General features: G+C 31.7%; 14 protein-coding genes and 1 pseudogene. 12 read left to right on the forward strand and 3 right to left on the reverse strand.

All coding sequences use genetic code 11. The features are described 5' to 3' along the window. The first annotated feature begins 335 nt into the window (after positions 1-335). The 12 genes from CVD18_RS18220 to CVD18_RS18275 all read left to right on the forward strand — a co-directional run bounded on the left by CVD18_RS18220 (position 336) and on the right by CVD18_RS18275 (position 11798). Positions 336-812 (forward strand): PAAR domain-containing protein, encoded by a 477-nt coding sequence (locus CVD18_RS18220; protein ID WP_103866923.1) that lies wholly within the window; start codon positions 336-338, stop codon positions 810-812. Between the two features lie 12 nt (positions 813-824). After that, positions 825-3773 (forward strand): CHAP domain-containing protein, encoded by a 2949-nt coding sequence (locus CVD18_RS18225; protein ID WP_103866926.1) that lies wholly within the window; start codon positions 825-827, stop codon positions 3771-3773. Next, positions 3760-4404 carry a hypothetical protein gene (locus CVD18_RS18230; RefSeq protein WP_146052845.1) on the forward strand — a complete coding sequence of 215 codons (645 nt, stop codon included), beginning with the start codon at positions 3760-3762 and terminating at the stop codon, positions 4402-4404. Before CVD18_RS18225 ends, CVD18_RS18230 begins: the two co-directional genes overlap by 14 nt. Positions 4405-4472: 68 nt before the next feature. After that, a complete protein-coding gene (locus tag CVD18_RS18235) occupies positions 4473-5000 on the forward strand; it encodes a hypothetical protein (RefSeq protein WP_103866930.1) in 528 nt (175 codons plus the stop codon). A gap of 195 nt (positions 5001-5195) precedes the next feature. Further along, positions 5196-5609 carry a MarR family winged helix-turn-helix transcriptional regulator gene (locus CVD18_RS18240; RefSeq protein WP_158250497.1) on the forward strand — a complete coding sequence of 138 codons (414 nt, stop codon included), beginning with the start codon at positions 5196-5198 and terminating at the stop codon, positions 5607-5609. 12 nt (positions 5610-5621) lie between these two features. Next, complete coding sequence (locus CVD18_RS18245; protein ID WP_103866934.1) at positions 5622-6095, forward strand: GNAT family N-acetyltransferase; 474 nt, start codon at positions 5622-5624, stop codon at positions 6093-6095. 343 nt (positions 6096-6438) lie between these two features. Then, a complete protein-coding gene (locus CVD18_RS18250; RefSeq protein WP_103866936.1) occupies positions 6439-7155 on the forward strand; it encodes a hypothetical protein in 717 nt (238 codons plus the stop codon). Between the two features lie 4 nt (positions 7156-7159). Next, entirely contained in the window at positions 7160-7813 is a 654-nt protein-coding gene (locus CVD18_RS18255; protein ID WP_146052846.1) for a hypothetical protein, read from the forward strand. After that, positions 7795-8589, forward strand: a complete 795-nt coding sequence (locus tag CVD18_RS18260; RefSeq protein WP_103866940.1) for a sensor histidine kinase — start codon at positions 7795-7797, stop codon at positions 8587-8589. The genes CVD18_RS18255 and CVD18_RS18260 overlap by 19 nt, the downstream gene beginning before the upstream one ends. Before the next feature lie 87 nt (positions 8590-8676). Next, positions 8677-9315, forward strand: coding sequence for a response regulator transcription factor (locus CVD18_RS18265; protein ID WP_103866948.1), 639 nt, complete (start codon positions 8677-8679; stop codon positions 9313-9315). 417 nt (positions 9316-9732) lie between these two features. Further along, positions 9733-11193, forward strand: coding sequence for an RNA polymerase factor sigma-54 (gene rpoN / locus CVD18_RS18270; RefSeq protein WP_103866942.1), 1461 nt, complete (start codon positions 9733-9735; stop codon positions 11191-11193). Continuing rightward, positions 11193-11798, forward strand: coding sequence for a hypothetical protein (locus CVD18_RS18275; protein WP_233194584.1), 606 nt, complete (start codon positions 11193-11195; stop codon positions 11796-11798). The genes rpoN and CVD18_RS18275 overlap by 1 nt, the downstream gene beginning before the upstream one ends. A gap of 2 nt (positions 11799-11800) precedes the next feature. Here the strand turns inward: CVD18_RS18275 and CVD18_RS18280 are convergent, their stop codons facing one another. The 3 genes and pseudogenes from CVD18_RS18280 to CVD18_RS18290 all read right to left on the reverse strand — a co-directional run bounded on the left by CVD18_RS18280 (position 11801) and on the right by CVD18_RS18290 (position 13747). Continuing rightward, positions 11801-12439: a porin family protein gene (locus tag CVD18_RS18280; protein ID WP_233194585.1), complete on the reverse strand. Its 639-nt coding sequence runs from the start codon at positions 12437-12439 to the stop codon at positions 11801-11803. A gap of 198 nt (positions 12440-12637) precedes the next feature. Further along, positions 12638-13123: a biopolymer transporter ExbD gene (locus tag CVD18_RS18285; protein ID WP_103866946.1), complete on the reverse strand. Its 486-nt coding sequence runs from the start codon at positions 13121-13123 to the stop codon at positions 12638-12640. A gap of 17 nt (positions 13124-13140) precedes the next feature. Further along, positions 13141-13747: pseudogene (locus tag CVD18_RS18290) on the reverse strand (ExbD/TolR family protein). Between the last annotated feature and the right edge of the window lie 457 nt (positions 13748-14204).

The raw sequence follows: 14204 nt of genomic DNA on the forward strand, positions 1-14204 counted from the left end.
TTTTATTTCTTCTTCTCACAACCTAAAAATAAGGATTTTTAAAACAAAAGATAAACTAATTTATGCTCTTATTAATATTTTACATTCAAAAGGGTTTGAAGTAGCAGTTATAAAGTTTATTGATGATACTAAGAATTACTAGACAGTAGAACACAATAGTTGAGTTTGTATTAGCTTTTTTTTGCTCCAAGAATACCCCATTGCCTATCCCCAAATCATCAAACACCTACTTATGTGCCTATGGCAAAAATGATAACTAAAAAAATATAAAAATTAATATACTGTAATTCATAATCTTATTACATTACAGTACCAAAACTTTTAAAACCAAAAGAATGAAAAAACTTGTTGCAACTGTAGGCGATCAACACACTTGCCCTATGTATAGCGGTACTACACCCCATATAGGTGGTACAATTATTTCAGGCTCTCCCAATGTTTTTGTAAATGACAGACCCGTAGCACGTATGGGTGATAAATGTATATGTGCCGATGGTTCAATATCAATTATCATTCAGGGAGAAACAGGAGTTTTGGTAAATGGTAAACCCATAGCCTATGTAGGCTGCATGACATCACATGGCGGGGTGATTACTACAGGACAACCCAATGTTATTATAGATATGGTTATGCCTGTAAAAACCTCTCAATTGGTAACGATGCCTATAGAACTGATGCCACCAACACCCGCAAGAAATATGCTAGACAGGATTAATGCGCTTGCTAATTCTAAAAAAGCGAGAGAAGCAAAATCAAAACAACAAGAATTAAAAAAACACGGCTATCTGGTTGATGTTGATTTTAGTATGTAAATCTGCTGTTTTATGAAAATTGACTATCCTGTATTACCTTCTTATGGCGACAATCCTACCGAAGAAGAAAAAGAACGCACTATAGCAAGCTATTACGGGCATCAAAATCGTGCAGGTTTCTTTCCTGTTGGTATGCACAATACGTGGCATGGTGGCATCCATATAGAAGATTTTGGAACAAACGTGAGTGCTATTGCAGACGGTAGAATTATAGCCTATCGCATACCCGAAAAGTATCTACATGAAAAAGATAATAAAGAGATTAAATACTCCAACGGGTTTATACTCATACAACATCATTATAAAACCCCAAAAGGGGTAGCACTACGATTTTACAGCCTGTATATGCACCTGCAACCCAAAGCAGAAATGATAAAAAACAAGGGGAAAAGCATACCAGATCTCTATGCAAAATATACCACGAAAGTAAAAACAACTACTAAAGAAGTAGGTTTAAAAGTTAGAGAGTATTGCGAAGATCATAAAACAAAGGATGATGCCAAAGAAAAGGTATTTGTGCCTAAAGGTAGTTTGATAAAAAAAGAAAATATTACTCCACCCAAAGGACATTGGATGCAAAATAATACAAGTTATGTATTTTGTAGTTATCAAGGAGAAATATTAATTGCGCTAAAGAGTTGGACTACCGATCATGGCGAAAACCACTACCAAATAAGCCATACTAAGGCAAAAGATAAAAATACTTTTAATGCCAATGCTCCTAAAGGCACGATGGTATTTGATACTATCAATGGCACATATATAGGTATGGAATGTGCAGAAACAGCACTTGAAGTTGAAAAAACCAAAGATAAAAACTGGTATAAAATCAAAGGCAGAACACAGTATGTTATGGTTGTCGATTGTGAACCTCTTATTAAACAGATCAAAGACGATGTAGTATTTAATGAGGTACAGAATGTAGATATACCCATTACAGCAGGGCAGATTATTGGTGTTCCTAGTCGTTATGAATCTAATGCCTCAAAAGGATACACCACCGTACATATAGAAGTCTTTACAGATGATAGTGGCATACACGAGTTTATCAATAATATACAGGACAATGACCGCACATCGTATGAAATTGCCAAGGAGCAATTATTACAGGTGGGCAAACCTTGCAATTTTTTAAAAGTCGATACCAAAGTAAAAATCTATCAGATTAAAGACGACTATACCCAAATCGGGTTTGAAGATGTTTTTTGTGAAGCTGTAAATGGTACAGATATAGGGCATGAAGGCAGTATAAAAGTATATGTAAAAGGGCGTAAAACTACCAAAACCACTTACTCAATTAAAGATGGGAAATTTGAAGAAATAAACGCTAAAATGAATAACATATTACCCAATAAAGACGTATTGCTGTATTGGGTTGGCAAGCCCTCTAGTACCGTACGAAAAGTTGGTTACGGCACAGCGCAATCAGGCAAAAAATACTGGGTAAAAACCAGTGAAGTCATAGGCGAAGTAGGCAATTGGGTGGCATTATCACAAAATATAAGCGTTGTGTATGAACAGCAACCCACAGCAGATACCGCCGATAGTAAAGCTAAAAAAACCGCAAAGATTAGAAAAAAGGCCGCTACAAAAGATAGTGCCGATACAGAATGGTGGCTCATAAAAACCAAAGACAATGAGCAAGGGTGGGTAAAAAAAAGTGACCTAACCAAAAAGAACCCTTACCATTGGGCAGATTATGGTTGGGAGGTATTAGAAGATACAGGCAACCAGTATTTTTATATGTTTGGCGAATATGTAGAAAAAAGCGAACCCCATGATTTTATCAAAAAAATTTGGGAGTTAGCCGATAGCGATGGCGATAAAGAACTCTCTAATTATGAATTGCAACAGGCTGTAAGTACCAAAGATACCATAGACATACTAAGCAAACTGATCTGTAAACATCAAAGCGAATGGAACACATGGGCTAATATCAGTGATTTTGAACAAGAACTAATAGAGGTGCATAAAAAAGGGATTAATGAAGCCAAAGGCACAGATGATAAGGGTAATGACCTAAAACAAAAGTTGGAACAGCAACGAGATGCTAAAATCGAGATGTTTAAAGATAAAATAAAACATCTTTGTTTTTGGCAAGACATAAAAAATGGCGAAATTGTACCAATGCAACAGCGCAGGCAAGCCTATATAGACAGTAAATACAACCCAGCACACAGGATATTCCCTAAAGGAACAAGTGCAAAGGAAATACTACTAGGTAAAGAGTTTGACGAACTGGAGAAAGAACGAGATAAAAGGCAATTCCCTACAGATCCTAATGTGTATCATCTGCATGCTATTTCATTTGTAGAACAAATGAAAATGATTACTGGATATAGAGCACCTTGGATGGAAGTTGTATTGCAAGAAGCTTTAAAATATAAAGGATTAGATGAAGAAACTAACCCTTTAGCTAAAACTATTCAAAAAGAATATCATACCTATACAGGGCATCCAAAAGCAACAGGAGGTACTTCATGGTGCGCTAGTTTTGCAAGTTGGTGTTTAGGGCAATTAGAAATAAAAAACCCAAAATCTTGGTCATCACAAAGATTTTTGAATCATTCAGCCTTAAAAAAATCAGAATTACAATATGGTGCAATAGTTGTTTTTACAGATTGTTATGAAAATGGTGAAATAATATATGATGATAATGATAATTCATTTGGTCATGTTACTTTTGCGGTTGGACAATTAGATAATGGGAAATATGCTTGTTTAGGTGGAAATCAAGGAGATATGATTAAAATCAGTGATTATGATTGTTCAGGAAATGTTTTTGCTAAAAACAGAAAAAAAACAAAGTGGCGAAAAATGACAGGGGTTTATGTTCCAAAAAACTATTCTAAAAATTCTAACGATGAATTTACAGACAAAGATCAATATAAAAATATTGATGAAGCTAATAAAAAAATAATTAAAATTGAAATTAAAACGAAAGATTATGAGGGTACATAGTAGAGGTCTATTCTTTTCTTTTTTTATATTATGTTTTCTATTTTTTTTGAGTTGTAAAAAAACAAAAGAAGTTGAAAAACAACAAGTAGTTTCAGAAGCAAAAGAAGGTATATCTAATAACGAAAACAACGTAAATGAAGAGCTTTCAAAAAATGAAAAAATTATTCAAAAACTGAAAGAAATGAAAATTGCTTTTGAGAATAAAAGTAGCCAAGAAATGTTGCAATTCTTTAATTTTCCTACCAAAAATTTTATGTTTATTAGAAGAAGTGAAGAATTTAGAAAAGATATATCAAAAAATAATGATATGGTTACTAAAGAACATTTTTTGAAGTATGCAAAAATTAGAGAAAGACCTAATCATCCTAGTTTATATCAATTACTTTCTACTCTAAATTTGGATTTTTTAGAAGAATCAAATTCAATTGAAAAAGATTTAGAAATAGAAGGAGATGAATGTTATTATATGTATAAGATAGAAATCAAAGATGATGTACTTATAATAAGCTACGGAGCTAATTCTAATCAAAAATACTCTAATGAAGGTGATTGTTCAGAGAGCCATACTTTTTTGTACTTTAACATTGTTAATGATAAAATAATCTTCAAACAATCTGATATGGCAGGCTAAAACCTCGGTTTTGAATATTTCTTCTTGTACATAGAATTACTAAGGTTTTGCGCTTAAACAACTAAAAAATGGAATATCCCACAGATATAGAAAAAATAGTAACCCCCTTTATTAATTCTAATTTCCATATAAAATTAGATGCTACAACTTATAAAAAACATATCAATTCTTATGAGTGTATGTTGTTAAGTTTTCTAAGTTTAAGTAGAGAATGTATAAAGAACGAATTACGAAATCCTGCTATTGTCGTTTTTGATTATCAAGAGCGAATTATTTGTAATAGATATTTTAATATTGAGTATGTAGAAAATCATTCTGATGACAGTACTAATTTTAGGTTAGAATTAATTGAAGATACAAGAAATGATCGTATTTATTTTATGCTTCAAGAAAAAGCGAAACCAGACAATGTGGTATTTCATTGGTTACATTATTCCATACCTTTTAATACTCTTAGTCATGTAGATTACAGTAAAATTGTTGATTATATCATTGATAGGCAACAGCTAAAAAAAGACCACGAGGTTTTAAATTTTGAACTATTGCTACACCGTATCAGTTTTGAAACTGGAGATTGGCATATTAAAAAGCCCTAAAAAAATAACATCTCATCATGCTCTAAAAACTAGAGTTCACTCTTTACTCTAATATCGTTACTTATTAAAATATAGATTTAATTAATATTTTTTTATATTTTTGCATAAGCACTTATATAACTACTTATGGATGATAAATTACGTCAATATGGTGAATTGGGCTTAGGCTCCAGGCTAAAGAGACTTAGTGATTTGATGATGAGACAAACACAAATCACATACGACTCTTTAAATATAGATTTTGATCCTTATCTATTTCCAATTTTTAAGGTAATAATTGACATGGAACTAGCTACTACCACCGATATTCAAGAAGCATTGCAGTATACACAACCTGCAATCACGCAAGCATTAAATAAATTGATCAACAAAAAATTAGTTACCTATAAAACTGATAAAGCCGATAAACGAAAAAAACTCTTTAGACTTTCTGTGAAAGGAAAAGAAATCCATCAAAAAATGAAACCTCTGTGGTGTATCATTGATGAACAATTAAAATGGCTTACCGAAGGTAGTGCTACAAGTTTGACACACCGCCTTACATTTATAGAAGACCAATTAAATAAAAAATCTTTAAGTCAAAGAATTCTTGAAAAATATAATGCATAACATTTTAAACAGATGAAAACAACAATTATACCTTTTGAATCCAAATATGCCAAAGAGTTTGCTAGCCTTAATGTTGAATGGTTAGAAAAACATTTTGTAGTAGAACCACATGATATCGATTTATTAGAAAGATGTGAGGAAACAATTATCAATCAAGGTGGTTATATTTTTTTTGCTAAAGCAGATAATGAAATTGCTGGTACATTTTCATTAATCAAAATCGAAGATGGAGTTTATGAATTAGGAAAAATGGCAGTATCTCCAAAATTTCAAGGTAAAAAGATAGGCCAACAATTGGTGCAGTATTGTATTGATTTTTCTATACATCAAAATTGGAAAAAACTAGTTCTTTACTCTAATCGAGTTTTAGAAAATGCCATATACATCTATAAAAAGCACGGATTCAAAGAAATTAAACTAGAAGACACCCCTCCTTATCTACGAAGCGATATTAAGATGGAGCTCATTCTACCCGTAACATCTTGAAATAAATCTCCTACAAAGTATTTATTCTAAATCCCTCTTTACATACAAAAGAGTCAAATCCCTTTTTTGAAAAGGGGTAAAAACCCCTTTTTTTTCAAGCCTCTCAATCAACTGAAAAAACGCTAAACAGCAAAAAACTACTTGTTTTCAACACTTTACACACGAATCTATCCAATAAAATGAGGCATTCTTTTTTTTAAGCTACAGAATAACAGTACTTTTATTTGAGGAAAATACTGACAATATAGAGTAATTGTAAAAACGCTTTAATCCAAAGCTGAAGATATAATCAATTATCTTTTAACAAGTGTTTCTCTTTACAAACATCTTAAAAGCTTAAAAAATGGACAAACTAATCTATCTTACAAAAAGAATTCTAATCCTTGGAGTACTTATACTAGGCTTAAGCTCTTGTGAGCAAAACCAAGGCAACAAAAAATACATCAAAGAGATTGATGAGCTAAAACAAAAAATTGATGAGTTAAAAGAACAAATCGGACATGTTAATAGTGACAAACCAAGTAACATTATCGATGTAAAATTTGCAGCACAACTATATCACAACTATGACACTACACGTGTAAAGTGGACAGACAATCATATTCGTAGGCAATCAAAAAATAAAAATTTTAATGCCACTAGATCATTATACTATGATTTAGATAGCTTATACAACTATTTAGCTTATATCAAACGAATTTCTAAAGAAGCTAATGTTGAAACTTCAGGTTTGCGTTTTTATTTTGGTGCATATTCTAATGACTATGTTCGTAATGATAGTAAAGCATACGCATATAGGCAAACGATCTTTATAGCTCCTACAACACCTAAACAAGTTGAAAAAGAGATTATTCATTTTGGATATACTCTGAGTGATGATTTTAAAGTAGAACTTTTGAAAGATAAAATTGGTACTCATTCTCGAGATCATTCAAAAAGTGGTGGTTCTATACAAAAAGCAAGCCTGTTTAACTTTAACTTGAACACAAACATGTATGGAGGAAACAGTACAATTGCAAATGAATTAACAGGATCACCCCCAAGAGGAAACGAACAATAAATAGATGAATTTAAGCAATGATTTTTTAACTCTTGTAATGGAAATTGGTGTTGGGCTAGAAGTTTTGACAGCAATAGTAGCAACAATATATTATAATAAATACAGGAATACTCACATTCTTAAATACATTATTTTCCTTATATGGTATGTCGCTCTAAATGAAATTATTGGTCTCTATATTAGAAGTAAAAACTGGGATACAGCATTGCCAATGAACATTTACAATGTAGTTAATTTTACATTTATCTTAATTTTATACAGAAGTTATCTAAATGAAAAAAAGAGTAAAAAAATTGCATTAGTCTTTTGTATAATATATTTAATCGCATTTATTATTAATGGTTTTTATGAAAATTACTATATCAAATTTCAGAGTATACCATACATTATAGCGGCTTTCGCCGTTATAATTACCATTTCACTGTATTTCAGAGAAATACTAAACTCTGAAGAGGTATTAAATGCTAAAAGAAATTTGTTATTTTGGATAAGCGTTGGTTTATTAATATATTTTGTAGGAAACATACCTTTTAGAATATTGCGAAATTATTATATAGAGTTAACAGATGCCACAATATATTTTTTAGTAAATTTCACATTAACAGTAATACTAAATATTTGTTTTATCATAGGCTTTATATGGAGCAAAAAGAAATAGCTATATTAATTGCAAGTATTATTCTTGTTATTGTCATTATTATAATGATTTCTCTTTTTTCAATTTTTCAAAAAAGGAAGAATAGCTTATTGCTACAACAAAAAGAAGCCGAAAAAAAGTTTGAGACTGCAATTGCAGAGACACAAATAGAGATTAGAGAAGAGACCCTGCGTAATATCAGCTGGGAGTTACATGATAATATTGGCCAGCTACTCACGCTGGCCAAAATACAAGTTAATATTGCTCAAGACGACCCTGAAAAATTAAATGAAGTTACCGAGACTATTAGCAAAAGTCTTACAGAATTACGCTCTTTATCAAAATTAATCAATCCAGATGCCATAAAAAACCTAAGTCTTACTGAAGCTATAACACTAGAAATAGAGAGATTTAATAGAATGCAATTCATAAAAGCGACCATTACTAGTAATGAGGAAATAGAGGAACTAGACAACAAAGCAGAAATTATTATTTTTAGAATATTACAAGAATTCTTTACCAATACGATCAAACATTCTAAAGCATCAAATCTGGATGTTGATGTACATTATACCCAAGATCAATTGGTAATTCATGCCAAAGATGATGGTGTAGGTTTTGATCATACCAATTGCACGAGCAAGCAAGGAATAGGATTAGGCAATATGAAAAACAGAGGCAAGCTAATTAATGCAGAGGTAGCGCTAACTTCAAAAAAAGGAAAAGGAACGACTATAAAATTAACCTATCCTTATAAAAAAGAAAGCTTAATTATATCAGATAGTGAAATTGTATAACATATCTTTACTCAATATATATTTTTGAGCAAAAAAACGAATCAATTATTCATTACAAAATCTGATATCACAGAAAAAAATAACAGCATGAAATACTCAGTTGTAATCGTAGAAGATCATATTTTACTATCTCAGGCATTATCGGGGCTTGTAAATGCATTTGCTAAATTCAAAATTCTATATATCTGCAAAAACGGAAAAGAATTACTAACTCGATTCAAAGATCCAAAAAACATTCCTGATATTGTTCTTATGGATATCAATATGCCTATTATGAATGGGATTGAGACCACCACAATATTAAACAAAGAGTTCCCACAAGTCAAAGTACTGGCTCTATCTGTAGAGGAAGAAGAAAGTACTATCTTAAAAATGCTAAGAGCAGGTGCAAAAGGATACTTATTAAAAGATACTGAAAAGAGTATCCTAGAAAATGCTTTGATACAAGTGCAGGAAACAGGTTTTTACCACACCAAAAATGTTACCAAATTATTAATAGGATCTCTCAATCAAAAAGAAGAGAACACGGTAGTACTCAAAGACCGTGAAATAGAATTTATAAAGCATGCCTGTACAGAAAAAACATATAAAGAAATCGCCAGCGATATGTGTTTGAGTCCAAAAACAATAGAAGGCTATAGAGATTCTATTTTTGAAAAACTAAATCTAAAAAACAGAACTGGCCTAGTTATCTATGCTATTAAAAGCAAGTTATTTGTTCCATAAAATGTTTGTTCACTTTATACAAATTGAAGTGATTTAACCTTTTTTGATTCTGGCGAAAAATAGTTATTTTTTGATCAATTGAAGTGTTTTTTACACTTCATAGCAGGGCTACGGAATAAGAAAAAGACAAAAACTGAGTGAAAAAGAGCATTTTTACAGCGAATTGAAAAAAGTTTAAACCACTTCGTTATACATATAAGTCATAACACTACTCTTTTTATAGTTTTTTTAAAATCAAAAAACTACCTTTATACATATTATAATTACTTTTGGCCCGTTTATTGATTAAACCGAAAGGCAAAATCATAGTACACTATGGTTTTACAGCATTTTTTTTAATAAACTAACCATCTTATACTTCTCTAAAAACAGTGTTTTTTGTTTATTTTTGTGAGTAGAAGAACATTGATATTTTTTATGCTAAAACAACAACTAAATTTTAAGCTTTCTCAAAAACTTTCTCCACAACAAATTCAGTTGATGAAATTGATTCAATTGCCTACGCAAGCATTTGAACAACGACTAAAACAAGAAATGGAAGAAAACCCTGCACTTGATAGTGGCAAAGACAAAGCAGATGAATTTGAAGATACATTTAGCAATGAAAATACTGAGGAAGAAGATTATGGCACAGAAAAAATAGAAACCGAAATCAATGTTGATGAATATCTAAGTGATGATGAAATCCCAAGTTATCGATTAAGCTCTAACAACTACAGTAGTGATGATGAAGAAAAAAGTGTACCTTATGCATCAGGTACTTCATTTCACCAACACTTGGTCAATCAATTAAACACCTATCGACTTAACGAAGAAGAAAGAGAAATCGCAGAATTTCTTGTAGGTAGTGTAGATGAAAGTGGATATATAAGAAGATCCTTATCTGATATTCTCGATGATCTGGCATTTACTCAAAATGTATATACCACAGAAGATAAAATAGAAAGTATCTTACAAATAGTACATCAATTAGATCCTGCTGGTGTAGGTGCCCGTAATTTACAAGAGTGCCTTTGGATCCAATTAGACCGAAAAGAAATCACTATTCCTATAAAATTAGCATCAGGGATATTAAAAAAAGCATTTGATCATTTTAGTAAAAAACACTACGATAAGCTTTTATTAAAATTTGATGTCACCAAGGACCAATTAAAAGAGGCTATTGATGAAATTGAACACCTAAATCCTAAACCAGGAGGTGCCTATGCGGGTAATAACCGTATGATAGAACATGTGGTTCCTGATTTTACAATTAGAATCATAGATGGTGAACTAGAACTAACATTAAATGGGCGAAATGCACCCGAGCTTCACGTATCTAGAGAGTACAACAATATGCTTCAGGGATATAAAGCCAGTAAAGAAAAATCTAAGTCTCAAAAGGATGCTGTTTTATTTATCAAACAAAAGCTTGATGCTGCAAAATGGTTTATTGAGGCAGTAAAACAAAGACAACAAACACTTTTTGTTACCATGAGTGCAATAATGCACTATCAAAAAAGTTATTTTCTTAGTGGAGATGAACGAAACCTCAAACCAATGATCCTAAAAGACATTGCAGACGAGATTGGCATGGATGTAAGCACCGTTTCTAGAGTAGCAAACAGTAAGTATGTCGATACCCCTTACGGAACAAAGCTCATCAAAGAATTCTTTTCTGAATCAATGACCAACGATCAGGGTGAAGAAGTTTCTACACGAGAAATAAAGAAAATACTGGAAATAACTATAGGTGAAGAAGACAAGAAAAAACCACTCACAGATGAGAAACTTGCCAAAATTCTAAAAGAAAAAGGGTATCCTATAGCCAGAAGAACTGTAGCCAAATACAGAGAACAATTAGATATTCCTGTTGCTAGGTTACGAAAGAAAATTTAATGAATTTTTTTCTACGAAGCGCTTCTTATGTTTTACACCCATTATTGATGCCTCTCATTGGTGCGGTAATTTATTTTTGTACAGCCCCTAGATTCATCCCTAACGAAATCATACGTGCCAAAATCTTTGGACTCGTTGTTCTCACTATTCTAATACCTATAGTATTATTCTTTTTACTCAGAAACCTTGGCACTATAACATCTATACACTTAGAAACTGTAAAACAGCGAAAAATACCATTATTACTACAATCAATCCTACTGATTATAGTGATAAAAATGGTGATCGATGTATACCACTATCCTGAATTGTATTTTTTCTTTTTAGGGATTCTACTCTCATCTTTAAGCGCCATTTTTATGACATTGTTTAATATCAAAGCAAGCCTACATATGATTGGTATCAGCGGAATTACCATGTTTACAATAGCAATAAGTATTCACTTTGGACTTAATTTAACTATATTAATTGCCGTATTGATGATTGCCAACGGATTGGTCGCTTCTTCAAGATTGCACTATAAAGCACATAGCAATCTAGAGCTTATTTTAGGCCTTTTGATCGGGGTTATCCCACAACTTACACTAATCAATTTTTGGTTATAAGCTTACAAGATATAAAACATCAGTCCTATTTTTACGGTATTCAATCCCACGGGCTCTCCTTGAATCGTTGCATTGTTATTAAACAATGGATTTAAGCTATAATAAAAATGAAAATTAAAGGTATTCCATCCAAAAGTAAAAGTCGTCCCCACTCTCCACCTATTCAGCTCATCAACCTTTGTTTGCTTTACCTGATTACCTCGTTGTTTAAAATTAGAATTAAAAGCACTCATATACCCCATCTTAATTCCTGTATAAATTCTATAAAACTTATGTGTTTGTGGTGTAGAGGTACGCCATCTAAGTTCAAAAGGAGCTTCTATCAAATGAATAGTAAACCTATTTGTATTATAATCTACCCCATCTAGAGCAGTAAATATACTACCCCCTGTTCCTTCCTCTTCATCTATAAATAAATTCTGATTGTATACATTTAAAGAGTACCCTAAACCAAGTCCTATTGCAACATTACGCTTTTTATTGATAGGCATATCTCTAATAAAACCCAAGTGCATTCCTCCTGAAAATCCAGATTGACTAACTCCCTTTGGTTTATTGAGTAATAAATTTACTGTTACACCAACATAAAATTGATCTTCTCGATACAGAGAATCTACTGCCACTGGTTCAGTAGAATTCAAGAGGTTTTCTTGTGCCGACCCAAGAAACACAAACAAATAACAACAAACGAATAAAAATAAACTCTTCATATATGGATACTAAAATAAATCTATTTATTCAGAAATAAGAAAAACTTCATAAAAACAAATCAAAATTAGAAAAACCCTGCTCAACAAAAGCAGGGCTCAATACTTATAACTGAACAGATCAGTTTTTCACTATTTCTTCGGGATATAATTACCAACACTCCCTTTTTTGGTTGCATAATTAATTTTGAGCGCATTCACTTTTCTCAATTCCTTTTTAATATCACCCACCAATCCCATTCTAGTATCTTCATCAACTTTTAATGAAGTAATCATAAAAGGGTGCAAGGCATCTCTTTTGGCAGCTCTCTCCGCCAATATAAACTCCTTTATATCCTCTAAGTCTGCGAATTTATCATTCAATTGTATTCTAGCTTCTGAGCCAATATTCTTATATCTCGAACTAGGCTTACCAGCATACACATTCATAATTAGATTTTTATTATCTAATTTTTCAATTTGATCTGCTTGAGGTAGCTTATTTTGAACTATAAGAACATTTTTTCTCATAACAGTAACCACCATAAAGAAAAACAACAACATAAACACAATATCAGGCAATGATGCTGTTGAAATTTCTGGCAACTGTGTGTTTTTTTTATTTTTGAATTTTGACATAATAACAACTATTTAGATTAATAATTACGAACTGGTTCTGCCTCTGAAAGCTTTTCAGGATACATAGATTTAATTTTCTTGATCCTTTCCTTTAACAAAACCTGATTAGAGTGACTGGCATCTTTCAGCAGGTCTTTCATCTCTTTAAAAGAAATACCGTATAATCGTTTTGCCTCACGATCACGAAGCTCTGTATATGCACCTACAAGTTCATTTTGTACGGCTACGTATGTTCCATAATTAGCCTCTCTATTGTTCACAAGAGATATTACCGCCTTATCAGGATGGTCAGATGATTGATCATTTATTGCCTTTACAATAATTACATTGCCAATCCTCTACTCCAGCTCCATTATCCAAAAATGCTATAGCAGCCTTTTTCAATGCCCCTATATCCATTATAGCGCCTTCTACCAACAATTCATTGTTTTGATTTAGTTCAACTCTAAAAATATTTTTTTCTTTAATCAAAGTTTTCCCAGGATCATCAATAAGAGGCGGTAATTTCCTACTAATACCATGATCTGTTTCTATAGTTGTAGTAACTAAAAAAAAGATAAGTAATAAAAATGCAATATCTGCCATAGATCCCGCATTAACACTTGGTGCTAATCTTCTTGTCATAATAAATATATTTAATTAATAATTCACTTACAGAATCAACAAACTGTGAATGCATGTGACAAGAAACAGTAGAGATAAAATATTTTGAAACTATTTTATCTATGTATTTAATATCACTTTTGGAAGGCTAGATATTGATACTATAGAACAGCACACCTTTTTGACTATGAAATTGTGTGTGTGTAAAAATAAATATACGCACCTCTTATTTCAAACCAAAAAAAAGATATTACACCACAGTTATTATTATAAATTTTAACAATTGTTATGCCATTTTCAGGTTTTTACTCACTTAGTATAATTTTTATACGCTCTAGTTTATAATTTCTATTATTCGTATCTTTAATTCATGGATTTAGAAAAGATAAAAGTTGAAATAGGTAAGTTATCCATTGAAGATCAGGCTTTATTGGCGGCAGAACTTGAGAAATTGACTTTGAAAGGAAGTCCCGCAGTT

This window comes from Aquimarina sp. I32.4 (genome assembly GCF_002924285.1).
Classification (GTDB): Bacteria; Bacteroidota; Bacteroidia; order Flavobacteriales; family Flavobacteriaceae; genus Aquimarina.